Source organism: Streptomyces sp. CAU 1734 (assembly GCF_039888735.1).
Lineage (GTDB): Bacteria > Actinomycetota > Actinomycetes > Streptomycetales > Streptomycetaceae > Streptomyces.
Genome location: NZ_JBDQQP010000015.1, coordinates 15,022 through 39,506, shown reverse-complemented (window position 1 = coordinate 39,506; position 24,485 = coordinate 15,022). Strand labels below are relative to the sequence as shown.

Here is a 24,485-nt window from a genome sequence, read left to right as displayed (position 1 = left end):
CGGTAGGCTGAGGGCATGACCGACCCCGCTCCCCGCCCCGAACCGGCCGCCGCCCGCCCGCCGGGCGCGGGGGCCTCCCGTTCGGCCACCGCGCCCGCGGCCGGCCGGGCCGAACTGATCGCCGACACCGCCCTCGGCCTCCTCGCCGAACGCGGTATGCGCGGTCTCACCCATCGCGCCGTGGACGAGGCGGCCGGACTCCCCCAGGGCTCGACCTCCAACAGATTCCGCACCCGCCAGGCGCTGCTGGAGGCGGCCGTACGGCGGCTGGCCGCGCGGGAGGCGGCCCTGCTCTCGCTGGAGGAGTGGCCGGGTGCGGCCCGCCGGGAGGGATCCGGAGCGTCCGGCGGCGCCGAGTGGCTGGTGGAGCTGGTGGCCGGCACCCTGCACACCTTCCTGGCCCGGCCGGCCCTGCTCGTGGCGCGGTACGAACTGGCGCTGGAGGCGACCCGCAGGCCAGAGCTCCGGGCGATCTACGACTCCGCGGCGGCCGGATTCCGCGGCCCGCTCCGCGAGCTCATGGCGGCGGCCGGTTCGGCGGAGCCGGAACGCCACGCGCTCACCCTGATCGCCTGGTGCGAGGGCCTGCTGTTCAGCTGCGCGGCGGGCGCGGACCACGCCGCCCGGCCCGGCCTCGCGCACCTGCGCGCCGGATGCGCCGAGCTGCTCCGGGGGATGCTCGGCGAGCGCGCGGTCAGACACGAATGGGGCACATTGGGCGGGGGAACCGCGCGGACCGGGGAAGCCGCGACAGACTGAGCCGCCAGGGGCGGACGCGGGAACGGGCCGGCCGGAGTTCACCCTTCCGGGCCCTTGTGCGCCCATCCGACGATGAACAGGCCCCGCACGGATCAGAGTGACGCGCGTGCACCGAACGACAACCACCGCAAGGACCGTGGCCGGTATGGCCGTCTGGGCGGTATCAGGACTGACCCTGCTGGGATGTGTGGCCGTCGAGCCGCTGCCCGGCCCGGCGATCCCGGGCGGCCGCCCGGCACCCGCATCCGAGTCCCGGGTGATACAGGGTCCGGGCCGGGAGGCGCTCACCGCGCCCCCGGGCGGACCGGCCTCCGCCGCCCCGGCCGGCGCTCCCCCGGAACGGACCGCGGCCGGCCGGGAGCACAGACCCCCGGCGCCCCGGAACGCCGAGCGGCCCGCCGTGCGCCCCGCTCCCCCGGCACCCCGGGCCAGGGCGAAACCGCCCCGGCTGCCACTGCCCCGGATCACCCCCGCCGCGCCCGATGTCTGCGGGCTGAGCGAGGCGTACGGCGGCTGGCGGCCCGGGAGCCCGCAGTCGAACCTCTGCCGGAAGGCGTCCCGAGAGGTCTACGAGGGCGGCGCGGGCGGCCGCTGAGCGGGCGGGGACGGGCGCGGGCGAAGGGGTACGGGACCGGACTCGTACGCGCACGGACGCTTACGGGACCGGACTCGTGCGGGACCGGCGGCGGGCCGCCATGGCGCGAGGACTCCGGGACGAGGGCTCGGGGTCACTCGCCCAGCGCCCGCTCCAGCCTCTCCAGCCGCGCCGCCGCCGTGCGCATCCCGTCGCCCCGGCCGTCCTCACCCAGGGAGTCCATCGCCGCCCGGGCCCGGTCGAGATGGATCCGGGCGGGCTCCGGGCGGTGCAGCTTGAGATAGTCGGCGGCCAGGCTGAGATGGAGCGAGGGGGAGAACGCGCGTACCGCGGGCGATGTCCCGGCGCCGGTCCCCCGCCCGCCGTCCGGACCCTCCGCGGCGGCGAGCGCCCGCAGATCCCAGGCGAGCTCGTCACCGGGGTCGTCCTGGGTGTCGGCCATGTAGTGGGCGAGGGTGCAGCGGTGGAACGCCTCGCCCGTCTCCCCGATCTCCGCCCAGAGCGCGCCGAACCGATTCCGCGCCTCTTCGCGGTCCCCGCCGTGAAGCAGCATCAGCGCCTGCCCGATCCGGGTCATGACGGTGTCCTCCGCCGCTTCCTGCTGCTCCGTCACTGCGGCCTCCCACGTCCGTACGGCGAATGACGCGGGGTCCGGGCCGTGCGGACGCCCGCCCGCCATGGAAGCCCACGCGCGGTACGACGCTAGCCGCCCTCACCGCCAAACCGGCACAGGCTCGGGCAATTGCCCGAGCCTGTCGCATCGGCGCCGGGGGCGGGTGAGCCGCTCCCGGCCGCCGCGCGGGCGTCAGCCCAGGTCGGGAATGCGCCAGTCGATCGGCTCGTGCCCCTGGGCCGCGACCGCCTCATTGATCTGCGTGAAGGGCTGCGAGCCGAAGAACTTCTTCGCCGAGAGCGGCGAGGGGTGGGCCCCCTTCACCACCACATGCCGGGACTCGTCGATCAGCGGCAGCTTCTTCTGCGCGTAATTCCCCCAGAGCACGAAGACGGCCGGGTCGGGCCGGGAGGCCACCGCCCTGATGACGGCGTCGGTGACCTTCTCCCATCCCTTGCCCTTGTGGGAATTGGCCTCGCCCGCCCGGACCGTCAGCACCGCGTTGAGCAGCAGGACACCCTGCTCCGCCCAGGGCATCAGATAGCCGTTGTCGGGGATGGGAAGGCCGAGCTCGGCCTGCATCTCCTTGTAGATGTTGCGCAGCGACGGCGGGGTCCTGACGCCGGGCCGCACCGAGAAGCAGAGCCCGTGGCCCTGGCCCTCGCCGTGGTAGGGGTCCTGGCCGAGGATGAGGACCTTGACCCGGTCGTACGGCGTGGCGTCGAGGGCGGCGAAGACCTCCTCGCGCGGCGGGTAGACCGGCCCCTTGGCCCGCTCCTCCTCGACGAACTCGGTCAGCTCCTTGAAATAGGGCTGTGCCAGTTCCTCGCCGAGGACGCCGCGCCAGGACTCGGGCAGCATGTCGGTGTCGGTCACGTCAAGAACCTCCGGAATGTGATCAGTTACCGACACAGAACCTACCCGGAGCCACTGACAATGGCCGCCGAACGCCTCCAGGACCCCGCGGGACCCCGAGGGATCCCGCTACCAGCTGGCCTTCCGGTACAGCTCCCACATCTGCATGATCGTCTGCGGGTCGAAGGTGCGCTCGGCGCCGCCGACGTCGTCGTTGGCCGCGACGTACATCTTGCCCTGTGACAGCGGCAGCATCAGGACGTCCTCGGCCATGATCTCCTGGGCCCGCTCGAAGTCCTTCGCGACAGCCCCGCGGTCGCTCTCCGCGCGGGACGCGGGCAGCAGGTCCTTGGTGATCTCGGGGCTGTCATAGGGGATGGCGAGCGCGTTGTTCGGCCCGACGAACGGGGCGATGAAGTTGTCCGGGTCGGGGAAGTCGGGGAACCAGCCCCAGCCGAAGACCGGGAAGTCTCCGTTCTTGAACCCCTCCTGGAATTCCGCGTCCGACTTGCCCTGCACGGTGATCCGGAAGAGCCCGGAGGCCTCCAGCTGGCGCTTGAGTTCGCGGAACTCCGCCCCGCCCGCCGATCCGTACCGGTCGGTGGGGTACCAGAAGTCCAGCTTCACCGGGGTCTCGATGTTCGCGTTGTCGAGGACCCTCTTCGCCTTGGCGGTGTCCGGGTCTCCGTAGCGGTCGAAGAATTCGGTGGTGTGCCCGGTGATGCCCTTCGGAACCATGGAGTACAGCGGCTCCGCCGTCCCGTGGTGGACCTTGGAGACCAGCGCGTCCCGGTCCACGAGATGCGCGACCGCCCGGCGCACCGCGGGCTTGCCCGCCTTCGGGTCCTTGGGGTTGAAGACCAGATAGCGGACGTCCATGCCGACCGTCTCGATGATGCGGATGTGTTCGCTGTCCGCCCGCTTCTGCTGAAGCTCGACGATGTCCGTGGCACTGAGGCCGCGATAAGTGGCGTCGATGTCCTTCTTCTTCAGCGCCCGCGCCAGTGAACTGGAATCGGGGAAATACCGAATCGTTACGGCAGCGTTCTTGCGCTTCGCGAAACCCGTGTACTTGTCGTTCCTGACCAGTTCGGATCTGTCGCGCTTGCGGTAGGACTTCAGCACATACGGCCCCGAGCCGGTGAGCTCGTTGCCCTCGCGGAGTTTGTTGGCCGGGTACTCCCCGGGCGGTACGAGGGAGGTGGCCGGCGTCGCGAGGATGAACGGGAAGGTCGCGTCGGACGCCTTGAGGTGGAACTTCACTTTGAGTTCGCCCACCAGCTCCACACTGCCGAGGGAGTTCAGCAGCCCATTGGGGCCGCCCTTCACGGCGATGTTGCGGATCCGGTCGATGGAGTGCTTGACCGCACGGGCATCGAGCGCCTCCCCGTTGGAGAACACCAGACCGGGCTTGAGTTCACACTCGAAGACCTTGCTGGCGCTGTCCACGAAGCGGCAGGCGCGGGCCGCGTCGGGCTTCGGGGTGGTACTCCCCGTGGGAAAACTCAACAGCGTCTGGAAGACATTCCGATACAGCTCCCATGAACCGTCCCATGCGGCAGCCGGGTCCAGTGTCGTCGGCTCACTGGTGGTGCCGACGGAAAGCTTCCCGTTGCCATCCGCTTCCGAGTCGGAGAACAGACTGCACCCCGACAGCAGGGATATGGATGTCAGCGTGGCGGCGGCCCGCAGACTGGTTCGGTGGAACACGTGCACGCTCCTCGTTCAAACCATGAGTTGGCAGACCATACCGCAGTGCCCTGCCGGGTCAACCTGAAGGTCCGGCAGGGCACTGATGGCTCATGCGAGCAGTGGATTTCGACGTCCGTGTCAGTGCACTCCGGCGTTGAGGAAGATACCCCCATCGACGACGAGAGTCTGCCCCGTGATCCAATCCGACTGATCCGAGGTGAGAAACGCGGCGGCACCGCCGATGTCCTTTGGCATTCCGAGCCGGGCCAGCGGGTACGCCGCCGCGGCCTCCGCCTCCCTGCCTTCGTACAGCGCCTCCGCGAATTTGGTCTTGACCACTGCCGGTGCGATCGCGTTGACTCGCACTCGGGGAGCGAATTCATGGGCCAACTGGACGGTCAGATTGACCATGGCGGCCTTGCTCATTCCGTATGCGCCGATGAACGGCGAAGGAGCGAGCCCCGCGACGGAGGCAATGTTCACCATCGCACCGCCGTTCTCCTTCTGCCAGGCCCGGTAGGTCTGCTGGGCGAAGCCGAGCGCCGAGATCACATTCGTCTCGTACACCTTCCGGGCCACCTGGAGATCCAGTTCGGCCAGCGGCCCCCGGACCGGGTTCGTGCCGGCGTTGTTCACCAGGAAGTCGACGCGGCCGAAGGTCTCCATGGCGTGTTCCACCGCCGCCGCCTGATGGGCCTCGTCATGGGCCCGGCCGGCGACGGCGACGGCGCGGTCCGGGCCGAGTCTCGCCACCGCCTCGCCGAGCGCGGCCTCGCCCCGCCCCGTGATGCACACCCGGTCGCCCCGCGCGATCAGCGCCTCGGCGATCGCGTAGCCGATTCCCCGGCTCGCACCGGTGATCAGCGCGACCTTTCCGCTGTCGGGCCGTTCCGCCGTCGCGTGGTTCATGTCGCCCGCCCCCCGCTTCAGTTGAGCGGTCCGCCGGCCACGTACAGCACCTGTCCGGAGACAAAGCCCGCGCCCTCCCCGGCGAAGAAGGCGATCGCGTTCGCGACGTCCTCGGGCCTGCCGACGCGCTGTACGGGGATCTGGGTCGCCGCCGCGGCCTGGAAGTCCTCGAAGCCCATGCCGACCCGGGCGGCGGTCTGCGCCGTCATCTCGGTGACGATGAAGCCGGGCGCGACCGCGTTGGCGGTGACGCCGAATTTGCCGAGTTCCTTGGCGAGGGTCTTGGTGAAACCCTGGAGTCCGGCCTTGACGGCGGCGTAGTTGGCCTGGCCCCGGTTGCCGAGCGCGGAGGACGAGGAGAGCGAGACGATCCGCCCGAATCCGGCGTCCACCATGTACTTCTGGCAGGCCCTGGCCATCAGGAAAGCGCCCTTGAGGTGCACATTCACGACCGTGTCCCAGTCGGACTCGCTCATCTTGAAGAGCAGATTGTCGCGGAGCACACCCGCGTTGTTCACCAGGATCACCGGGGGGCCGAGCTCGGCGGCCACCCGTGCCACGGCGGCCTCCACCCGGTCGCTTTCGGAGACGTCGCAGCCGACCGCGAGGGCGGTGCCGCCGGCCGCGGTGATCCGCTCCACGGTGTCCTCGCAGGCCGCCTCGTCGAGGTCGAGTACGGCGACGGCGCGGCCCTCGGCCGCGAGCCGCACGGCGGTCTCGGCGCCAATGCCGCGTGCCGCGCCGGTCACGATGGCAACGCGCTGCTCGGTGGTGGACATGCTGGTTCTCCTCGCCCTTGAGTGCGGTTCATCCCGGCCGGACTGCCACCAACGGATGAGCGACCGCTTAGTACCTTCGGCAGACGAGACGCTAGAAGCCCTGGCACCCGGTGTCAACGGCCCGCCGGGTGCGCCGGGTCGCGCCCCCCGCCCGGCAGACGGGCCGCTCGCCCGCCGGCGGCCCGCTCCGCCCCGCCCGTCACCGGGCGCGCCGACAGCGGAGCCCGGGCCGGAGAGGTCCGGCCCGGGCTCCGATCGGCACGCCTCAGCGCACCAGCAGATCGAGCAGCCGCTCCACCTCCGCGAGCGGGTCCGCGGTCAGCCCGGTGTGCACCGGCCCCGGCTGGACCACGGTCGAGCGGGGTGCGATCAGCCAGCGGAACCGGCGCCCCGCGTCGTCCCCGGACGCCTGCCCGGCCTCCGCGCCGCCCCGGCAGACCTGTTCGACCGCATGCAGCGCCGCCCGTACGCCGGCGGTGTCGGCCGCCGGATCCAGCACCCTCAGCTTGTTCTCGTCCAGCAGGGTCCGCGCCCCGACGAACGACCGCGCCCGGCTGTAGACCACCACTCCGGCGTTGAAGCACTCACCGCGCTCGACCCGGGGCACCACCCGCAGCAGCGCGTACTCGAAGACCTCGCGCTCGCTCATGCGTTCGCACCCTTTTCATCTGCGATGTTTCCCCGAACCGCGGGACGGTCCGGCCGGCCGGTGAGCCACCCGGGCGCCCTGGAGGGCCTGGGTCCGCCGGGCTCCCCCAGGATGATCCGGGTGTGGATGGACGCCGCGCGCGGCAGCAGCGCCTCCACATAGGCCCGGCGCACCGCGTCCGTGCTGTCGAAGCCGGGCTCGCCCGCCAGCCACTCATCGGGTACGTCGGCGGCCACACCGGTCAGCAGCTCCTCGGTGACCAGCGGCGCGAGCTCCGCCGCCGCCGCCGCGACATCGGGCCGGAAGCGGGCGAGCACATGATCGGAGGCGTCGTACGACTTGGCGGCGGAGGCCGCCGCCCCGGGCCAGTTGTGGTGCCAGATCATGGTGGCGCCGTGGTCGATGAGCCAGGGATCGCCGTGCCACACCAGCATGTTGGGGTTCCGCCAGGAGCGGTCGACATTGTTGATCAGGGCGTCGAACCAGACGATCCGGCCCGCCTCGGCCGGGTCCACCTCATAGGCGAGCGGATCGAATCCGATCGACCCGGGGAGGAAATCCATGCCGAGGTTGAGCCCGCCGCTCGCCTTGAGCAGCTCCTGCACTTCCTGATCCGGCTCACCGAGTCCGATCACCGGATCGAGCTGGATGGAGACCAGTTCGGGCACCCGCAGTCCGAGCAGCAGTCCGAGCCGGCCGCAGATGACCTCGGCGACCAGGGTCTTCCGCCCCTGCCCCGCACCGGTGAATTTCATGACATAGGTACCGAGATCGTCGGCCTCGACGATGCCCGGGAGCGAGCCGCCCTCACGCAGGGGCGTGACGTAGCGGGTCGCCGTGACTTCAGTGAGCATGGCTCCCACATTATCCGCCGGGCCGGGCCGCGCGGGCGGATGAAAGCGCTGCTCCGGGCGGGCCGAAAACGGATGGAGAGCGGGCAGAGAGCGGGCAGAGGGCGGGAGAAGGCACGACGCGAGGCGAGCCGGAAGGCGGGACGGGAAGCCACTTGTCCAGACCAATGGCGGAACGCGCGCGGCACCCGTTCCCCCGGCCGCCTTCCTGAGAATTTCCTTGAATCCTTGAGAATCTGAACCCTCTCCCGCTCCGGTCCGTAACAACCTTCGAGTACTTCCGGCCTCTCGGGGCCGGCCGGGACCGTGCACAGAAGGAGCGACCACATGACCGGAGCGCGGAAAGCGTCCCTCGCCGTCGGACGCCGGGCAGTCGTGGCCGCGGCGGGAGGAGCGGGCCTGGCCGCCGCCCTCACCGCCTGCGGCGGCACGCCGGGCGACCGGGTGGCGGGCAGCGGGCCGGCCGACGGCGACCGGGGAGACCGGGGAGACGAAGGAGGCGGGGCGGAGATCGCCAAGGTGGCGGACATACCCGAGGGCGGCGGCAAGGTGGTGGGGGATGTGGTGATCACCCAGCCGGCGGCGGGCCGGTTCAAGGCGTTCTCCGCCAAGTGCACCCATCAGGGGTGCGCGGTCCGGGGCGTCGCCGGCAATGTCATCACCTGTCCCTGCCACAACAGCACCTTCGACGCCGACGACGGCAGCGTGACGGGCGGCCCCGCGAGCGCGCCCCTGCCGCCCGCCGCGATCACGGTCGAGGGCGACTCGATCAGGCTCGTCCGGTAGCGGGCCGGCCGTGCCGTACCCCACCGCCGGGCGTGTGTGTGTGACGGACCGTCGCGGGCGCCCCCGCGACGGCATCCCGGCCGCCGTTGCCGTATCCGAGGCCGACCGCGCCGGGGACGGCGCCGGGGATCGCGGCATGGGCCGAGACCCCGGTGAGCAGCGGCTGCCGCAGCCGGGATCGCGGCAGTCCCCGGTTCCGGCCCCGGAGACCGTCACCTCCCGGGACTCGCGCGGACTCACCCGCCGAGCGGGGCGGGCGGGGCGGCGCGGGCACATGAGCGGTGCTACGCCGGGGAGCCGGCCGCCTCGCGCAGCGCCTCCACCGCGGCCCGGATCGAGGGCCGCCGGTCCGCGTCGGTGCGCCACACCGCGTACACATGACGCCGCATGTGCGGCCGTACGGGCACCAGCGCCACCCCCTCCGGCACCGGGCCCCGGCCGAGCCTCGGGGTCACACAGACCCCGAGGCCGGCGGCGATCAGCGCGAGCTGGGTGTGGTGCTCGGCCGCCAGATGGGCGATCCTCGGCTCGATCCCCCGCGAGCGCAGGGTGAACATCAGCCACTCGTAACAGAATTCGCCCTCCGGCCAGGAGACCCAGTCGTCCTCCGCGAACTCCGCCAGATCCGCCTCCGCGCGGCCGGCCAGCGGATGGTCCGCGGGCATCGCGACGTCGGGGGCGTCGTCCAGGAGATGGGCCTGGGCGAGTCCGCCGGGCACCGGCAGCCGTTTGTTGCTCCAGTCGAGCACCACGGCGAGATCGAGATCCCCGCGGATGACCGCCTCGATCCCCTGCTCAGGCTCCAGCTCGCGGCAGCGCACCCGCAGATCGGGATGGGCGGCGCGGAGCGTGCCGAAGGCCGCCGGGAAGAGGCCGCGGGCGGCGGTCGGGAAGGCCCCGAGCCGGACCTCTCCGACGACCTGTCCGCGCTGTGCCTCGATGGCGGACTGGGCGAGCTCCACCTGGGAGAGGATCCGGGCCGCGTGATCGGCCAGCAGCCGCCCGGCGTCGGTGAGCCGCACCCCGCGCCCGTACCGCGCGAGCAGTTGCTGGCCGACCTCCCGCTCCAGCTTGGCCATCTGCTGGGAGACGGCGGAAGTGGTGACATGCAGCCCGTCGGCCGCGCCGCTCACCGAGCCGTGCCGGGCGAGGGCGTCCAGGGTCCGCAGGCGCTCCAGATTCAACATATAAGCGATGCTAATCGATGCTCACAACAAAGTCTCACTTGTGCTAATAGATCAGGGGGGTGAAGCTGAGCACCATGACCACCGCTCCCCTGCCGTCGCCCCGCCGCTCCCTGATCGACTGGCGGATTCGCTTCGCGATCCTCTCCCTTGTGTGGGGTTTCAGCTTTCTGCTCATCAAGGTGGGCACGGACGGGTTCGCGCCCTTTCAAGTGACCTTCGGCAGGCTGTTCTTCGGTACGGCGGTACTGGCCGTCGCCCTGCTGGTGCGCCGGGAGCGGCTGCCGCGCGGAGCCCGTACCTGGCTGCATCTGTCGGTGGCGGCGCTGCTGCTCAACGCCATACCGTTCTCGCTCTTCGCCTATGCCGGGCCGCTGATCCCGTCCACCCTCTCGGGCATCTGCAACGCCACCTCGCCGCTGTGGGGCATGGCGCTGGCGATGGTGGCGCTCTCCGAGGACCGGCCGACCCGGCGCAGGGTCGCGGGCCTCGGCCTCGGATTCCTGGGGGTGCTGACGGTGCTCGGCGCGTGGCAGGGCTTCAACGGCATCGATGTCCGCGGTACGGCGATGGCTCTGCTGGCCGCGCTCTTCTATCCGATCGGCTGGATCTACGTGCGGCGCACGCTGGCGGGGGCGAAGGAGTCGAATCTCTCGCTGACCGGCGCGCAACTGCTGCTCGCCACGGTCCAGCTGGCCCTGGTGACCCCGCTCTTCACCACCCTGCCGGCCTCCTTCCCGGCCGTGCCGCTGCTCGCGGTGGTCGCGCTCGGCGCGCTGGGCACGGGGCTGGCGCTGCTGATCCAGTACGGGCTGGTGGCGGAGGTGGGGCCCACGACGGCCACGATGGTCACGTACTTCATCCCGGTCATCGCCACGGCGGCGGGCGTCGCGGTGCTGGGCGAGGAGCTCAACTGGAACACCCCGGTGGGCGCGCTGATCGTGCTGGCGGGGGCGGCGCTGGCGCAGAGCCGGGCGCGGTCGCGCACCGAACCCCCGAGGATCGTCGCGCAGGGCGAGGCGGAGCCGGTTTCCCGGCCGGCGACGGGAGCCCGGCCGTAGCGGATCGCCCGGCCGCAGGTCCCCGTACACCCCGCCCGTACCGCCGGCGCGCCCCCGGGCTCCGCGACGGCGGACGGATCCGGACGCTCAGCCGTAGCTGCGGGCGGGGGCCGGTCCGGCCGCCGCCGCCACCGCGTCCGCGATCGGCCCGACATCGCCCATCGCCAGGCCGGAGACGGTGATCCGCATCCCGGGCGGGGTGGCCACCCGGTAGCGCGCGCCCGGGGCGACCGCCCAGCCGGCCTGGAGCATCCGCATCACCGCACCGGTCTCGTCGGGCACCGGCACCCAGACATTCATCCCGCTCCGCCCGCGGGCCGCCACCCCCCGCTCGGCGAGGGCCAGGACGAGGGCGTCGCGGCGCTCCCCGTACGACCGCGCCACGGCGGCGAGGTCGACGGTCTCCGAGGTCCACAGCCGGACGACGGCCCGCTGGAGGATTCTGCTGACCCAGCCGGGGCCGAGCCGCTGGCGCCCGGTGAGACGGTCGACGGTGACCGGGTCGCCGGTGAGCAGCGCGACCCGGAGGTCGGGGGTGTACGCCTTGGCCGCCGAGCGGACGAAGGCCCAGCTGTCGGTGGTCCCGGCGAGGGAGTGCAGGGGCTGTTCCACGATGCCGTGGCCGTGGTCGTCCTCGATGAGGAGGGTCTGCGGGAACCGGGCGAGCACGGCCCGCAGCCGGGCCGCCCGCTCCGCGCCGATCACCGCGCCGGTCGGATTCTGCGCCCGACTGGTGACGACGAGCGCCCGCGCCCCGGCGGCGAGCGCCTCCTCCACATCGCCGTCGAGCGGACCGTCGTCGTCGACCCGTACGGGAACGGGTTTCAGCCCGAGCGCCGGTACGAGGTCCAGCAGCCCGCTCCAGCCCGGATCCTCGACGGCGACCGCGTCACCGGGCCGCAGCCGCGCGGTGAGCACCCGTTCCATCGCGTCCAGCGAACCGGAGGTGACGGCGACCGGACCGCCGGGAACACCGTCCGCGTCGAGCGCGGCACGGGCGAGCCGGCCGAACTCCTCGTCGACCGGCTCCTGTCCGTACAGCCCCGGCCGCAGCTCATTGGCGACGGCCGCGGCGGCGAGGGCCTCATGGAGCGGGGGCAGCAGCGCGGGGTCGGGATTACCGGCGCTGACATCCCGTACGCCGGGCGGCGCCTCGACCCGGATGGACCCCCGGGGGGTGCTGGCGGGCGCGGCGCGGACCCGGCTGCCCCGGCGCCCCGCGGTCTCGATCACCCCGCGCTCGCGCAGGGTGCGGTAGGCGGCGGCGACGGTGTTCGGATTGACGCCGAGCAGCTCCGCCAGCTCGCGCATGGGCGGCAGCAGCTGTCCCGGCTCCAATTCACCCGTGCCGACACCGCGTTCGACACTGTCGGCGATCTCCGATGCGCGCCGCCCCATGATCCGATACTCTCCTAGCACAAAGACAAGTATGCACTAGTGCAATGGAGAGCGCAATGCCGGACGCCTACGAGCCGACCGAACGCACCGTCCCCACCCGTTCCCGGGAACGCGCCTCCTATGACCGCGCGCGGGTGCATGCGATTCTCGACGCGGCGTACCTGTGCCACCTCGGCTTTGTCCGGGACGGCGCTCCGGTGGTCCTGCCGACGCTCTACGCCAGGGTCGGCGACCGGGTGTACCTCCACGGCTCGACCGGCTCCCGCCCGTACCGGATGACCGCCGGGCCCGAAGCCCCGGGGCTGGACGTCTGTCTGACGGTGACCCATGTCGACGGGCTGGTCCTGGCGCGCTCCGCCTTCCACCACTCGATCAACTATCGCTCGGTGATGATGCACGGAACCGCCCGTCAGGTGAGGGATCCCGAGGAGAAGTCGGCCGCGCTCGACGCGCTGGTGGAGGCGGTGGTGCCGGGCCGGGCCAAGGACTCCCGCCCGGCGAACACCCGCGAGCTGGCGGCCACGGCGGTGCTCCGTCTCGACCTCGTGGAGGTCTCGGCGAAGATCCGCACCGGCCTGCCGAGCGACGAGCCGGAGGATCTGGACCTGCCGTACTGGACCGGCGTCGTACCGCTGCTGACCTCGTACGGCACCCCGGTCCCGGCGCCCGATCTCGCGCCGTCGATCGCGGTGCCGGAGTATGTGCACGCGCTCTGACCGGTACGGGAGGACGGCGCCGGGCCCTGGTGAGGGCCCGGCGCCGCCGTCTCAGACGCGCGGCCTCCGCGTCTCCGACCGGGCCAGCCCCGCCACGGCCGCGAGCAGCACCGATGTGCCGAGCACCGTGGCGGCGGTCAGCCGCTCGCCGAGGAGTGTCACCGCGATCAGCGCGGCGCTGACCGGCTCCAGGAGCATGACCACCGAGACGGTCGCGGCGCGCACCACCGCCGCGCCCGTGAAGTAGAGGACATACGCCAGCGCCGTCGGCACCGCCGCCACGTACACCAGCAGCGAGATCACCCGCACCGGCTGATCGGTGTGCGGGAGCAGCCCCTCCGCGAGCGCCATCGGCAGCAGTCCCAGCGCGCCGATGGCGAAGGCCCACGCGGTGGTGACGAGCGGGTCGGCGGTGACACCGGCCCGGGCCGAGCCGCGCGCGAGCAGGGTGATCGCGGCGTAACCGGCGGCGGCGAGCAGCGCGAGCAGCACCCCGGGGGTGCGCACCGTGCCGCCCTCGCCGCCCAGGACCAGGATCATCAGCCCGCCGAGGGCTCCGGCGACGGCCGCGGCACCGCCCCTCCCCAGCCGCTCCCCCAGGGTGAGCAGCGCGCCGATGGCGATGAGGACGGGGCCCGCGCCCAGGGTCACCACCGTGGCCACCGCGAGGCCGGTCGCCTCGACGGCCGCGAAGTACGCGCTCTGGAAGACGGTCAGGCCGATCCCGGTGCCCAGGATCCGGATCAGCCCGCGGCGCGGGGACTCCGCGGTGGCGGCGGCGCCGGCCCGCCCCGCGGTACGGGTCCGGGCGCGCCGGACCCGTACCGCGAGCGCTCCCAGGAGCAGCAGCAGCCCTCCGGCGCAGCGCCAGAAGGAGAGGGAGAGCGCGCCGAGATCGCTGATCCGGAAGACCAGCGAGGCGGCGGCACCCGCGGTGCCCCAGGCGATCCCGGCGACGATCAGACGGAGCAGGCCCCGCGCCACCGGATCCGGGGCGGGAACAACGGGCAGGGCGGCGGCGGAAGCGGAATCCGCGGCGGGCAGGGAGGAACGATGCGGCACGCGATGTCTCCGGGTGAAGAGCGGGCTGGACAGTCGGTCTGCTCCGTCACGCGGGCAGCGACGGACCGCCCGGGGGGCACAGCCCCGGGCCCGGTCTTCGTCAACGGCGAGCCGCCCGCGCTAGACGGCGGGAGGCGGAAGCACAGTCGCATGCATGGCGTCACCCTAGGTCGCGGTGCGATCCGCCGACAACTCCGCCTCGGGAGCGGTGGTGGAGCCCGCGGGTGCCGCGGTGGGGCCGTCGCCGCCCGGGGCGGCCGGTCCGGCGGGCGGCAGCACGGCGATCACCGGCCCGCCCGAGGCCACCGGGACGGCCGCGGGCTTCGCCGCAGCCGGCGGCCGTGACTGGGCGATGAAGGCACCGGCCAGGACCAGCGCCCCGCCGGCGATCTGCGGCAGCGACAGATGCTCCCGCAGCAGCACCCAGGCCAGCACCGTGGCGATGACCGCCTCCAGACAGGCCACCACCCCGGCCACCTGCGGGGAGAGCCTGCGCACCGAGACGACGCCGGTGATGTAGGCGAGCACGGTGGCGATCAGCACCACCCAGGCCAGCAGCAGCCAGGCCGCCACCTCGGTGCCGCCCATCTCGACCGAGGTGGCGAGCAGACCGAAATCCATGCCCCACGGCCGGGCGATCACGGTCAGCACGGCGGCGCCGATGAGGAGTCCGTACGCGATGACACCCAGCGGGTCGGCGCGGTCCTCGCTGTCCCCGCCGTGGTCGGAGAGGATGAAGTAGCACGCCTGGCAGCAGGCCGCGCCCAGGGCGAGCAGCAGCCCGAGGATGTCGAAGCTCAGCCCCGCCCAGACCTCCACCACACAGGCCAGCCCGCCGACGGCGAGCACGACACCGGCGGCGGCGGCCCGGGTGACCGGCCGGCGCTGCACGAACCGGATCCAGCCGAGGACCAGCGCGGGGCCGAGGTATTCGACGAGCAGGGCGACGCCGACGGGTATCCGGGAGATGGAGGCGAAGTAGAAGGCCTGAACACCCGCGACGGCGAGCAGCCCGAAGCCGAGGAGCAGGGCGGGTTTGCGCCGCACCAGATCCCGGTGACGCCATGCCAGGGGCAGCATGAAGAGCGCGGCACCGGCCGCGCGCAGCCACACCACATGGAGCGGGTCGAGTCCCGCCTCGATCAGCGGCTTGGCCGCGACCCCTGAACCACCGAACGCGAGCGCGGAGACCAGGGCGATCCCCAGGCCGGCGCTTCTCCCCTGAGCAGCTTGCATCGGCACATCATGACAGTGAGCAGTCAGGAGCGTCGACCCTTTCACGCATGTCAATTCTCATGATCGGCGGACTTGGGCCGGTGCCGGTGGCGTGCGCACACACATCCCGCCTCACCGCTTCGCCTCACCGCTTCGGCTTGCGCGCGGAACCGCGGTCGCGCCAGAGTGCGACGGGCGCGGAGCTCCGGGCTCCCGGCGACCGGAGCGAGGGGGCATGCGGGTGTGCGCTACGGATCGGGCCGCCAAGGACGCGGCGATCGCGCGGTTCACCGGCGCGTACCCGCGGGCAGCCGATGCCGGCGCCGGACATCCCGCCCTCCACGGGTGTGAGAACGTCCGCTGGCCGGCCTTTCCCGGATGCCCCGCCGCGATCCCGGTGATCCTGCGCGCTCTCGCGGATCGGACCGCCGCGTCCGAGGCCCAGCGCGTCCTCGTCAACTCCCTGTTCGACAGCGTCACGGAGATGAACGCGGCCGTGCCGGAAGTCCTGCCCTTTCTGCTCCGTCTCGCGGGCGACGAGCGGCTCCCCGGGAGATCCGGGCTGCTGGACTGCCTGGTCGAGTTCGCCGAGTCCGCCGAACCGGTCGGGGGCGACGACGAGATCGCGGTCCTGTGGCTCGGCAGCGACAGCGATCACCCCGAGCGCGAGGGGTGCCGGGCCGTGTTCGCGGACCACGCGCGCGCGGTGGCGATGCTGCCGGAGGGCCTGATCACCGCCGGCGGCCGGGCGACGCTCCGGCGGGCCGCCGGGCTCGACTGAGCCCACGGGGACGCGGGTACGGAGAGGGCCGCGCCGCTGCCGCGCCGGGGCCGGTCAGCCGACCTCCATCCGGCCGCCGAGCTGCCCGGTGTCCACTCCCGCGCGCCGCAGCACCTCCACCGCGCGGCAGCCGGGATCCATCGCGAGGCGGGCGAGCAGATCGACACCCGCCGCCCGGCCCTCGCCGCGGGCACGGGCACGGGCGCGCGCACCCTCCATCGCGGCGGCGGCGGACGGCGACCAGCCCGGCGCCCCCGCGCCCGGACCGGCCCGCGCGCCGAGGGCACGGGCCGCCGGCAGGGCCCCGGAATCCTCCACCGAACCCTGCCAGCGCAGCCCGTATCCGATGGAACGCTGTACGAGATAGCCGAGCACCCGCGCGACGCGCGCACCCTCCCCGAGCGCGGCCCGTACCTCGGGGTCGGCCTCGATGAGCGAGTGGAGCAGATGAGCGGTGTCCAACTGCCGGTCCCCGTCGCGCAGCGCTCTGCGCCGCGCGCCCGCGACCACCGAGGACAGCTCATCGGTGAGGCCGGTGTCGGCATCGGCACGGACAGCGGCGGGCAGCCGCGGCTGCCCCGGATGATGGATCGGCACATATCCCACTCCACCAGGTGAGTCCGGAGAAAGCGTCCCCGCCCGGTCGCATATCCGCATCCCACCGAAGTTGGGCAACCAGGTCTTTTTCTCCTCCTTGCGGATGAGATCGGAGGAACTTTCCCCCAAGGGGCGCACGCATCGCCGCGCACACCCCTCCGCGCCCCCGAACACACCCGCTCACAGATACGCGCCCTCACCCGCAGGGCAACCGATCCGCCACCGGAGGCGTCCCTTCCGGCATGTCCTGGATGGTCACTCTGCTCGCCACCGACGGACGGAGGTACGCCTACCGGGTGCACGCACCGGCGGGCGCGCTCCTCGGCGATGTCTTCTGGTCCGCCTTCCACTGCCACGACGAGGGACCGCATCCGCGCGCGTCCGACAGCTTCGACCTGGCCGAGATCCGGCACATCCCGGCCGGCCGGGAACATCTGACCATTCATCAGCACTGACTGTTCACCCCGGTACGGCCACGTCCCGGGACGCCGTGACCCGGCATCGAGGGGTGGCCGCGGGCCCGAAGTCGGCGCCGTGGCCCGTATCGCGAGGATCCGGGCCCGGTGTGACCGACCTCTCCACCCACGGCCGGCGAAACGCCACCCGCCCCGGTTTCCCCCAGAGCGTTCCGGCCGCCCCGGAGGAGTCACCGCGGAAGCCGGACGGCCCGACCGGCCGAGCGCGCGCACGAACGGGGGCCCGTGCCGTCGCACGGACCCCCGGAGCACCGGCCCATCGGCCGGCGGTCACACCGGCCGGCGCTCAGCGATCGTCGTCGGCGAGAATCAGATAGAGCTTCTTGCGCGCCTCGTTGATGACCTCGACCGCCTTGGTCCGCTGCTCGCTGCTGCCGGTCTTCCAGACCTGCCCGAAGGCTTCCATGAGCCCCCAGCCGGCCTGGCGGATCTCATTGACCGTCTCCCAGTCGACTCCGCGCCCGGCCTCTTCCCAGGGGGCGTCCGGCCCCTCGCCGGCCTCGGTGCGCCCGGCGTCGGTGAGCGTGAACAGCTTCTTGCCGCCCTCGCTCGCGCTGACGATCAGCCCCTCGTCCTCCAGCATCTGAAGGGTGGGGTAGACCGAGCCCGGACTGGGCTTCCAGGCTCCGCCGCTGCGCTCGGCGATCTCCTGGATCATTTCGTACCCGTGCATCGGGCGGTCCTTGAGGAGCGCCAGGATCGACGCGCGCACATCACCGCGCCGCGCCCTTCCCCTGCCGCCACCCCGCCCGCGCCCGCCGCCGAAGGGCCCACCGGGCCCGAAGGGTCCGCCGCCGAAGGGCGGCCCGAACTGCCCGAAGGCACCCCGGCGCCCCTCGAATCCACCCCGACCCTGATGTCCGGGCCCGCAGTGGCCGCCGTGCTCATGCTCGTATCCGGATGAACGCATCGCCGCGCTCCTTTCATCGTTGATCTGTCGCGATACGTCAACGATATATCGGAATAGCTCGCAGAGCAATGCCTCGGGGCGGGAGTGGCTTGACCTGCCTCAACGACGACAGAGGCGACCGGCGCCCTGTCCGGCCGGCGGTTGGACACGCGGCCGGAGCGCCTGCCGGGCCTCGCCGGGCGGCGGCAATCGGGCCGCGCGGCCCTCGGCGTTTCCTACCGGGCGTCCAGTCGCCCGGTGACCGTGTCGAGTGCCGGCCAAGGAGGCCCCGCCCGCAGTGAGCGCAGGCACTCCACCCCGAATCGCCTCCCGTCCGGAAGCCGGTCGCGCCCCTCCCAGCGCCAGGCGGCGACCATCGCCAGAACGAGCTGCCGGCACTCGTCCAACAGTCCTTGATCGACGTCCGGATAGTGTTCGGCGACCGCCTCGGCGACATGGGCGAGATCGAACTCGACGGGTCCGCGGCAGCATGTCTCGAGATCGATGAACAACGGGCCGTGCTCCGTGCCGAGGACATTGCCCGGATGCGGTTCGCCGTGGAGCAGTTGCTCCGGGGCGCCGCGGTCCTCGATCGACCGGCGCAGGCTTCCCAGCACGCCGGCGAGGAAGGCGCGGTCCTCCGCGGCGAGCTCCGGCGAGCGATCCGGGTCGGCGACGACTTCTTCCGCCTCGGCGATGCGGTCCGTGAACCGCGGGCAGGGCACATCGACCTCGCGCATGCCGGCATGCAGCCGCTCCAGCGCCTTGGCGCGGCCGGCCGGTGAGCTGTGCGGTGCCACGGTCTCGTAGTAGGTCCACAGCGTCACCGTGAAGCCGTCGCGCGTGTACACACGGGGGGCCACGCGCGGTTCCAGAAGGCCCGTCGGGCATCCGGCCCGGGCGAGCCGCCGAGCGAGCTCGACCTCGAACCGCGCGGCACCGTGCCCCGCCGGGGCGACCCGGGCCAGGACGTCACACGGGGTCAGCCGCAGCGCCAGCCTGTTCGAGCTGTGGAGAACGATCGCGCCGTCGGCCGGCAGGCCGAGCGATGCGGCGACCGCCGTCGCAGCCGAGATCGCGCGCGTGATGTCGGTCATCTCCACCCTCGTCCGAGCCGGGACACATCTGCTGGACACCCCGGTCATCCTTCTCGCGACCCGTGGCGGATCGCCATGCATTTTCGGAATCGCGACGGGGTGCGCGGCGCCGGGAATCCGCCCCCGTGGGCTCCGGTCCGCGGACTGCCGAACGAGTGCCGGGGAGCGAGCGGTGGACGACGAGGACACGTGGCCGCCGCGGCACGGCCCGTATCCCGATGAGCACGGTCCCGGCGGGACGCGCGGGCCGCTGATCGAGCGGACGCGGCTCGAACGCGCGAGCCGGGGGCTCGGCGACACGCTTCCGATGAAGCTCTGCCGCGTCCGGTTGCTCCCATGCCGGCGCGCTCGATGACGTCCCGCTCATCCGGCGCGCCGAAGCGGCCGGGTGGGACGCCGGCCGCTCCATCGACATCCGGCTCCGCTGCGGCGCCGGCCCGGAGGCGACCAAGGCGTACTCGCATCGCGCGATTCGGACGAGCGCCGGCCGGCCCCGCGGCGCCTGCTCATCCGTAAGGAGGCGGGCGACGACGGATTCCCGCCCGCGGAGCGGTCCGCCGAGTACGCCGCGTACTGCGCGTGATCCACCGCGCCCGGGGCGAGCGGCCCGGTCCGCCGCCGCCGCGATCAGGGGTCCGGAGCTCTGAGCGGCCTCTCGGTGGACCGGATCCGGCACCACGCGAAGAGCCGCCGAGCCGCCCGCCCGGGCTCGTCACCGGCGTCTCATTCCAGGCCAGTTCGGTGCGATTGGCCTTGGCCGCCCGGTTCGCACATGACTACCGTCGTCGTATGCGTATTCGAATCGTCGACGCGTTCGCCGACCGGCCCTTCGCCGGCAACCCCGCCGGAGTCGTCCTCCTGGAGGGCGGCTCCTTCCCCGGCGACGCATGGCTGCAACAGGTCGCCGCCGAGGTCAATCTCTCCGAGACCGCGTTCGCCCACCGTCTTCCGGCCGGCGGCGGGGCCGACTGGGCCCTGCGCTGGTTCACCCCCACCGTCGAGGTCGACATGTGCGGTCACGCCACCCTGGCCACGGCCCATGTCCTGCGGACCACCGGCGCCTGGGACGGCCCCGTCCGGTTCTCCGGCGTCTCCGGCATCCTCGGCGCGGCCGGCAATGAGGACGGCACGATCACTCTCGACTTCCCCGCCGTGCCGTCCCGGCCCGTCGAGGTCTCCCGGGAGCTGGCCGAGGCGCTGGGCGCCGAGGTGATCTCCCTGCACGACACGGGTCCGGTCATCGGGGATCTCATCGCCGAGGTCGCGGACGAGCGGACCGTGCGCGGGCTGACCCCGGACATCCGGGGTCTGTACGAGCACTCCGTCCAGGGCGTTCTCGTCACCGCGGCGGCCGAGGACCCCGCGCGGGGCCATGACTTCGTCTCGCGTTGCTTCTTCCCCCGTGTCGGCATCGACGAGGACCCGGTGACCGGGCGCGCCCACACCTCTCTCGCGCCCTTCTGGTCCGCCCGCCTCGGCCGTACCGAGCTCACCGGGCTCCAGGTGTCCAGCCGCTCCGGAGTGATCCGTACCGAGGTGCGCGGCGACCGCACCCTGCTGACGGGCCGGGCGGTCACCGTCATCGACGGGGAGCTGCTGGCCACCCCCTGACCCGGGGCGGGCGGGCCCGCCCCGGGAGCGTCCGTGAATCCGGCGTCACGCCGTGGGCAGCCAGCCGACCTTTCCGGCCAGCAGGGCGTAGCCGGCGAAGGCCACGATGTCGAGCAGCGCATGCGCCACCACCAGCGGCCCGATCCGCCCCCAGCGCCGGTAGAGGAGGACGAAGACCACGCCCATGACCATGTTGCCGATGAAGCCGCCGATGCCCTGGTAGAGGTGGTACGAGCCGCGCAGCAGCGAGCTCGCGGCCAGCGCCGCCATGGGTGACCAGCCGAGCTGGTCGAGTCTGCGGAGCAGATAGCCGACCACGATCACCTCCTCCACGACGGAGTTCTGGATCGCAGACAGGATCAGTACCGGGAATTTCCACCAGACCTCGGGCAGGGATTCGGGCACCACCGTCAGATTGAAGCCGGTGGCCCGCGCGGCCAGATAGAAGGCGAGCCCGGCGCTCCCGATACCGGCCGCGATCAGGGTGCCCCGCCCCAGATCGGACCAGGGCCTCTCGCGGTCGAAACCCATCGCGCGCAGCCCGCCCGCGCCCTCTCGGGTGAGCAGATGGGCGACGAGCAGCACCGGCACCAGTGCCGTGGTGATTCCGAAGAGCTGCCAGGCGAGATCGAGCCAGGGCCGGCCGGGTGCGTACGACCCGTTCAGCGTCGCGGCCTGTTCCTTGAGCCCACCGGGCTTGGTCACCGAACCGACAAAGCTGATCAGGGCCGATACCGCACTCGCCCCCAGCGAGAGGGCGAGCACCAGCAGCATCTCGGACCGCAGAATCCTTCGCGGCTCACTCTCCGGGGTCAGAGATTCGGCCACGCGGCCCGCCTCCGTCTGCACACAAGCCTCCAGTCGAGTGGTCCCGCGGACCCCGGTTCCTCCCGTCGCCTGAGCCGGACGCGGCACCCGCTGGTCCGCGATCCCGGTTCACCGATGCCGGCCCACCGGCCGCGGCTCACCCTGCGCGGGCTCCGCGGGGGCCGTCACCGCACGGGTCGTCACAGCTTGCCCCATGACGGCCGCGCGGCGGGCAGCGGGTCCGGCGGAGGCGCGCCGCGGCGCCCGCCCCGCCCCCTCCGCAACAGCCGCCCCGCGGCGGAGACGACGCCGCGGACACGGTGCGCACGCGGCACAGCGACGGTGTCCCGCCGCCCGCCGAACCCGACAGCCCGCCCCACGCGACACGCAGTTCCACACCACGGGCAGTCCCACCCGCCGGCCCGTCCCACCCGCCGGCCCGTCCCACCCGCCGGCCCGTCTCACCCGCCGGGGCCGGGGAAGCCCACCGGCCAGGTGTGCACCGGCTCGCCCTCCAGCATCAGTTCGGAGTACCTGCGGGTCATCGCCGCGAGCGCGGCCTCGCGCTCCAGTCCGGCCTCCAGGGCCCGGTGGTAGGTGTCCGCCTGCCAGGAGGCACCGTTCATCCGCCGCTTGCAGCGCTGCTCGATGACCCCGAGATACCGGTCGCGGTCGGCCGGATCGACATTCCAGGCGTCCAGCCCCGCCGCGGCCAGCGGCAGGAGTTCGTCCCGTACGAGCTTCACGGCCGGAACCCTGGTGACACCGCCGGCCCGGCCCGGCCGGGGCCAGTGGAGCTCCGCGTCGATGCCGTCGCGGCACGCGGTGTCGAAGTTCTCCGCGGCGGCCTCGAACGGCAGCCGGCTCCACACCGGCCGGGACTCGTCACCGAGCGCCCGCACCAGCCCGTAGAAGAAGGCGGCGTTGGCGATCACATCGGTGACCGTGGGCCCGGCCGGCAGGACCCGGTTCTCCACCCGCAGATGCGGTACGCCGTCGGCGACCCCGTACACCGGGCGGTTCCACCGGTAGACCGTGCCGTTGTGCAGCACCAGCTCCTTCAGTCCGGGCACACCGCCCTCGTCGACGACCCGCAGCGGATCCTCCTCCGCGCAGATCGGCAGCAGCGGGGGGAAGTAGCGCAGATTCTCCTCGAAGAGGTCGTACGCGGAGCTCACCCAGCGCTCGCCGAACCAGGTGCGGGGCCGCACTCCCTGCGCCTGGAGTTCGGGCGGCCGGGTGTCGGTGGCCTGCTGGAAGAGCGGGGGCCGGGACTCCCGCCAGAGCTCCTTGCCGAAGAGGAACGGCGAATTGGCGCCGACCGCGATCTGCACCGCCGCGATGGCCTGCGCCGCGTTCCACACATCGGCGAACCGGGCCGGTGTCACCTGGAGATGCAGCTGCACCGAGGTGCAGGCGGCCTCGGGCGCGATGGAGGCGGAGGTGCAGGTCAGCCGCTCCACACCGGCGATGTCGAGGGTGAAGTCCTCGCCCCGCGCCGCCAGGATCTGTTCATTGAGCATCAGATACCGGTCGGCGTCCGAGAGATTCCCCGAGACCAGATCGTCCTGGACGAGCGTCGGCAGAATGCCGATCATGACAATGCCGGCGCCCACTTCGTTCGCTTTCCGGTCGGCATATCCGAGCCCGGCGCGCAGCTCCTCGGCCAACTGGTCCAGAACCCGGCCGCCGAGCCGGTGCGGAACGATATTTACTTCCAGGTTGAACATTCCGAGCTCGGTCTGAAAATCATGACTCGCGATCCGCTCGAGAACTTCCGCATTCATCATCCGGGGCAGACCGTCCGCTCCCGCGAGATTCAACTCGATCTCCAGGCCCATCAGATTCTTCGGGCGGTCGAACCTCTTCTCGTCCAGCAGTCGCGCCAGTCCCGCCAGGCACTGCTGGAGCTTTCGCCGGTAACGCTGGCGATCGGACAGCGCGAACCTGCCCGCCACGACCTTCTCCCCCATCGAAGGGTCCCTCCTCGACTGTGGGCACCGCGCGCTCTGGTCGCTCGCGTCACGGACGATAATGCCCAGACTTGCTGATCCATAACGCCGCGCGGAGAGTCTGCGACCGATAGGGTGTTGAGAGTGACCGGCGGCACACTTGAAGGCAAGCCGGGCATCGCAGAGTGCAGCACACAGCTAACGCAGGCCCGCGTATGGTGGAAAACACCGTCGGGTTCCGGCCTACCGCCGCCGGGGAGAATTCCCAGGCCGTTGAGGATATTTCCCCGGGAATCCGGCAGATCGCCCATGCCCAAAAGACCTGAACTCCCCTTGCACGCAATATGCGTGAACGCTAGCCGAAACACCATGGGAACGCCTGTCGTATAAACTCGGCTAAAGAGGCAGAGAGTTGGCGCTCGGTGGCCATCCCAGCCCCCTCTGGCCCCACCCGCTGACAGCGACGTCCGCACCCCTGCCCCCGCTTCACCGTGTCTCGCGAGTGAGAGGCGACCCACCCATGCCCCTGCATGTCCTCCCTGCCCCCGCGCCGGCGCTGCGCACCGTCCACATGGCACTCGGCTCCCCCACCGCCGTCCGTGCGAACCACACCCCCGCCCTCCGGTCCGTCCAGGGACCGCTGAGCCCCGAATCCCCTCTTCCGGTCCATGTCCTGGACCGGATAGCCCCGAGCGAGTCCGGGCCCGCCACCCGGCTGACCGGCTGGCGCTTCCTGCTCCGCGGCGGCGAGCGGTACGTGGCCGCCGCCGAGACCGTGCTCACCCCGGACGGCTGGACCTTCTCCCACTTCTTCGAGGGCCCCTACCTCCACTCCACCGAACAGGCCCTGCGGCAGGCCGAGTCGATGAAGACCCGCTTCCAGCCGAGGCTGCTCTCCGTCCCCGAGCTGTACATGCTCACGCTCTGGCTGCACGGGGACATCACCGCGGACGCCTCGTCCGGCACTCCGCTCCCCGCCGACATCCTCGTACCGCTCGCGCCCGCCCCGCCCGGTATCGCCGCCCACCGGCCGCAGCGGGTCGCCGATCTGCTCCCGGTGATGACGCTCCGGCTCGCTCCCGCGCCCCTTCTGGGCACCCCCGCCTGACCTCACCCGCAAGCAGCGCGCCCCGTGACCGGACGGTCACGGG

General features: G+C 72.3%; 25 protein-coding genes. 9 read left to right on the top strand and 16 right to left on the bottom strand.

Annotated elements, in window-relative coordinates; genetic code table 11:
* Nucleotides 1–15 precede the first annotated feature (15 nt).
* Both AAFN69_RS26695 and AAFN69_RS26690 read left to right on the top strand, forming a co-directional pair.
* Nucleotides 16–759, top strand: a complete 744-nt coding sequence (locus AAFN69_RS26695; protein ID WP_347731343.1) for a TetR family transcriptional regulator — start codon at nucleotides 16–18, stop codon at nucleotides 757–759.
* A 106-nt stretch (nucleotides 760–865) separates the two neighbouring features.
* Nucleotides 866–1,354, top strand: a complete 489-nt coding sequence (locus tag AAFN69_RS26690; RefSeq protein ID WP_347731342.1) for a hypothetical protein — start codon at nucleotides 866–868, stop codon at nucleotides 1,352–1,354.
* Nucleotides 1,355–1,487: 133 nt separating this feature from the next.
* Here AAFN69_RS26690 and AAFN69_RS26685 read toward each other — a convergent pair whose 3' ends face one another.
* The 7 genes from AAFN69_RS26685 to AAFN69_RS26655 all read right to left on the bottom strand — a co-directional run bounded on the left by AAFN69_RS26685 (nucleotide 1,488) and on the right by AAFN69_RS26655 (nucleotide 7,705).
* The gene (locus AAFN69_RS26685; RefSeq protein WP_347731341.1) at nucleotides 1,488–1,967 is read right to left on the bottom strand and encodes a hypothetical protein; all 480 of its coding nucleotides are present in this window, start codon (nucleotides 1,965–1,967) and stop codon (nucleotides 1,488–1,490) included.
* A gap of 192 nt (nucleotides 1,968–2,159) precedes the next feature.
* Nucleotides 2,160–2,843 (bottom strand): uracil-DNA glycosylase, encoded by a 684-nt coding sequence (locus AAFN69_RS26680; protein WP_347731340.1) that lies wholly within the window; start codon nucleotides 2,841–2,843, stop codon nucleotides 2,160–2,162.
* Nucleotides 2,844–2,951: 108 nt separating this feature from the next.
* Nucleotides 2,952–4,532 (bottom strand): ABC transporter substrate-binding protein, encoded by a 1,581-nt coding sequence (locus tag AAFN69_RS26675; protein ID WP_347731339.1) that lies wholly within the window; start codon nucleotides 4,530–4,532, stop codon nucleotides 2,952–2,954.
* 120 nt (nucleotides 4,533–4,652) lie between these two features.
* A complete protein-coding gene (locus tag AAFN69_RS26670; protein WP_347731338.1) occupies nucleotides 4,653–5,423 on the bottom strand; it encodes an SDR family oxidoreductase in 771 nt (256 codons plus the stop codon).
* A gap of 17 nt (nucleotides 5,424–5,440) precedes the next feature.
* The gene (gene fabG, locus AAFN69_RS26665; protein WP_347731337.1) at nucleotides 5,441–6,202 is read right to left on the bottom strand and encodes a 3-oxoacyl-ACP reductase FabG; all 762 of its coding nucleotides are present in this window, start codon (nucleotides 6,200–6,202) and stop codon (nucleotides 5,441–5,443) included.
* A gap of 265 nt (nucleotides 6,203–6,467) precedes the next feature.
* The gene (locus AAFN69_RS26660; protein ID WP_347731335.1) at nucleotides 6,468–6,851 is read right to left on the bottom strand and encodes a DUF3037 domain-containing protein; all 384 of its coding nucleotides are present in this window, start codon (nucleotides 6,849–6,851) and stop codon (nucleotides 6,468–6,470) included.
* Nucleotides 6,848–7,705: a HipA family kinase gene (locus tag AAFN69_RS26655; protein WP_347731334.1), complete on the bottom strand. Its 858-nt coding sequence runs from the start codon at nucleotides 7,703–7,705 to the stop codon at nucleotides 6,848–6,850. The genes AAFN69_RS26660 and AAFN69_RS26655 overlap by 4 nt, the downstream gene beginning before the upstream one ends.
* Nucleotides 7,706–8,029: 324 nt before the next feature.
* On the opposite strand from AAFN69_RS26655, the gene AAFN69_RS26650 reads away from it, so the two are divergent.
* The gene (locus AAFN69_RS26650) at nucleotides 8,030–8,488 is read left to right on the top strand and encodes a Rieske (2Fe-2S) protein (RefSeq protein WP_347731333.1); all 459 of its coding nucleotides are present in this window, start codon (nucleotides 8,030–8,032) and stop codon (nucleotides 8,486–8,488) included.
* A gap of 284 nt (nucleotides 8,489–8,772) precedes the next feature.
* Here AAFN69_RS26650 and AAFN69_RS26645 read toward each other — a convergent pair whose 3' ends face one another.
* A complete protein-coding gene (locus AAFN69_RS26645; protein WP_347731332.1) occupies nucleotides 8,773–9,675 on the bottom strand; it encodes a LysR family transcriptional regulator in 903 nt (300 codons plus the stop codon).
* A 74-nt stretch (nucleotides 9,676–9,749) separates the two neighbouring features.
* On the opposite strand from AAFN69_RS26645, the gene AAFN69_RS26640 reads away from it, so the two are divergent.
* Nucleotides 9,750–10,733 (top strand): DMT family transporter, encoded by a 984-nt coding sequence (locus AAFN69_RS26640; protein WP_347731331.1) that lies wholly within the window; start codon nucleotides 9,750–9,752, stop codon nucleotides 10,731–10,733.
* A gap of 87 nt (nucleotides 10,734–10,820) precedes the next feature.
* Here AAFN69_RS26640 and AAFN69_RS26635 read toward each other — a convergent pair whose 3' ends face one another.
* Nucleotides 10,821–12,152: an aminotransferase class I/II-fold pyridoxal phosphate-dependent enzyme gene (locus AAFN69_RS26635; protein ID WP_347731330.1), complete on the bottom strand. Its 1,332-nt coding sequence runs from the start codon at nucleotides 12,150–12,152 to the stop codon at nucleotides 10,821–10,823.
* 23 nt (nucleotides 12,153–12,175) lie between these two features.
* On the opposite strand from AAFN69_RS26635, the gene AAFN69_RS26630 reads away from it, so the two are divergent.
* Nucleotides 12,176–12,847, top strand: coding sequence for a pyridoxamine 5'-phosphate oxidase family protein (locus AAFN69_RS26630; protein WP_347731329.1), 672 nt, complete (start codon nucleotides 12,176–12,178; stop codon nucleotides 12,845–12,847).
* A 51-nt stretch (nucleotides 12,848–12,898) separates the two neighbouring features.
* Here the strand turns inward: AAFN69_RS26630 and AAFN69_RS26625 are convergent, their stop codons facing one another.
* Both AAFN69_RS26625 and AAFN69_RS26620 read right to left on the bottom strand, forming a co-directional pair.
* On the bottom strand, nucleotides 12,899–13,858 hold the full coding sequence (locus AAFN69_RS26625; RefSeq protein WP_347731496.1) for a DMT family transporter: 960 nt from the start codon (nucleotides 13,856–13,858) through the stop codon (nucleotides 12,899–12,901).
* Nucleotides 13,859–14,074: 216 nt separating this feature from the next.
* A complete protein-coding gene (locus AAFN69_RS26620) occupies nucleotides 14,075–15,145 on the bottom strand; it encodes a DMT family transporter (RefSeq protein WP_347731328.1) in 1,071 nt (356 codons plus the stop codon).
* 220 nt (nucleotides 15,146–15,365) lie between these two features.
* On the opposite strand from AAFN69_RS26620, the gene AAFN69_RS26615 reads away from it, so the two are divergent.
* The gene (locus tag AAFN69_RS26615) at nucleotides 15,366–15,905 is read left to right on the top strand and encodes a hypothetical protein (RefSeq protein ID WP_347731327.1); all 540 of its coding nucleotides are present in this window, start codon (nucleotides 15,366–15,368) and stop codon (nucleotides 15,903–15,905) included.
* Nucleotides 15,906–15,959: 54 nt separating this feature from the next.
* On the opposite strand, the gene AAFN69_RS26610 is transcribed toward AAFN69_RS26615, so the two are convergent.
* A complete protein-coding gene (locus AAFN69_RS26610) occupies nucleotides 15,960–16,472 on the bottom strand; it encodes a Clp protease N-terminal domain-containing protein (protein WP_347731495.1) in 513 nt (170 codons plus the stop codon).
* A gap of 272 nt (nucleotides 16,473–16,744) precedes the next feature.
* Between AAFN69_RS26610 and AAFN69_RS26605 the strand changes: the two genes are divergently transcribed.
* Complete coding sequence (locus AAFN69_RS26605; RefSeq protein WP_347731326.1) at nucleotides 16,745–16,957, top strand: hypothetical protein; 213 nt, start codon at nucleotides 16,745–16,747, stop codon at nucleotides 16,955–16,957.
* Between the two features lie 307 nt (nucleotides 16,958–17,264).
* Here AAFN69_RS26605 and AAFN69_RS26600 read toward each other — a convergent pair whose 3' ends face one another.
* Nucleotides 17,265–17,888: a PadR family transcriptional regulator gene (locus AAFN69_RS26600; protein ID WP_347731325.1), complete on the bottom strand. Its 624-nt coding sequence runs from the start codon at nucleotides 17,886–17,888 to the stop codon at nucleotides 17,265–17,267.
* A 215-nt stretch (nucleotides 17,889–18,103) separates the two neighbouring features.
* Nucleotides 18,104–18,964 (bottom strand): phosphotransferase, encoded by an 861-nt coding sequence (locus AAFN69_RS26595; protein WP_347731324.1) that lies wholly within the window; start codon nucleotides 18,962–18,964, stop codon nucleotides 18,104–18,106.
* A gap of 789 nt (nucleotides 18,965–19,753) precedes the next feature.
* On the opposite strand from AAFN69_RS26595, the gene AAFN69_RS26590 reads away from it, so the two are divergent.
* Nucleotides 19,754–20,575, top strand: a complete 822-nt coding sequence (locus AAFN69_RS26590) for a PhzF family phenazine biosynthesis protein (RefSeq protein WP_347731323.1) — start codon at nucleotides 19,754–19,756, stop codon at nucleotides 20,573–20,575.
* A 45-nt stretch (nucleotides 20,576–20,620) separates the two neighbouring features.
* Here the strand turns inward: AAFN69_RS26590 and AAFN69_RS26585 are convergent, their stop codons facing one another.
* Together AAFN69_RS26585 and AAFN69_RS26580 are read right to left on the bottom strand one after the other, a co-directional pair.
* Entirely contained in the window at nucleotides 20,621–21,424 is an 804-nt protein-coding gene (locus tag AAFN69_RS26585) for a type II CAAX endopeptidase family protein (protein ID WP_347731322.1), read from the bottom strand.
* 419 nt (nucleotides 21,425–21,843) lie between these two features.
* A complete protein-coding gene (locus tag AAFN69_RS26580; protein ID WP_347731321.1) occupies nucleotides 21,844–23,355 on the bottom strand; it encodes a glutamate-cysteine ligase family protein in 1,512 nt (503 codons plus the stop codon).
* Nucleotides 23,356–23,854: 499 nt separating this feature from the next.
* Here AAFN69_RS26580 and AAFN69_RS26575 point away from each other — a divergent pair, with 499 nt between their 5' ends.
* Nucleotides 23,855–24,442, top strand: a complete 588-nt coding sequence (locus tag AAFN69_RS26575; protein WP_347731320.1) for a hypothetical protein — start codon at nucleotides 23,855–23,857, stop codon at nucleotides 24,440–24,442.
* The last annotated feature ends 43 nt before the right edge of the window (nucleotides 24,443–24,485 follow it).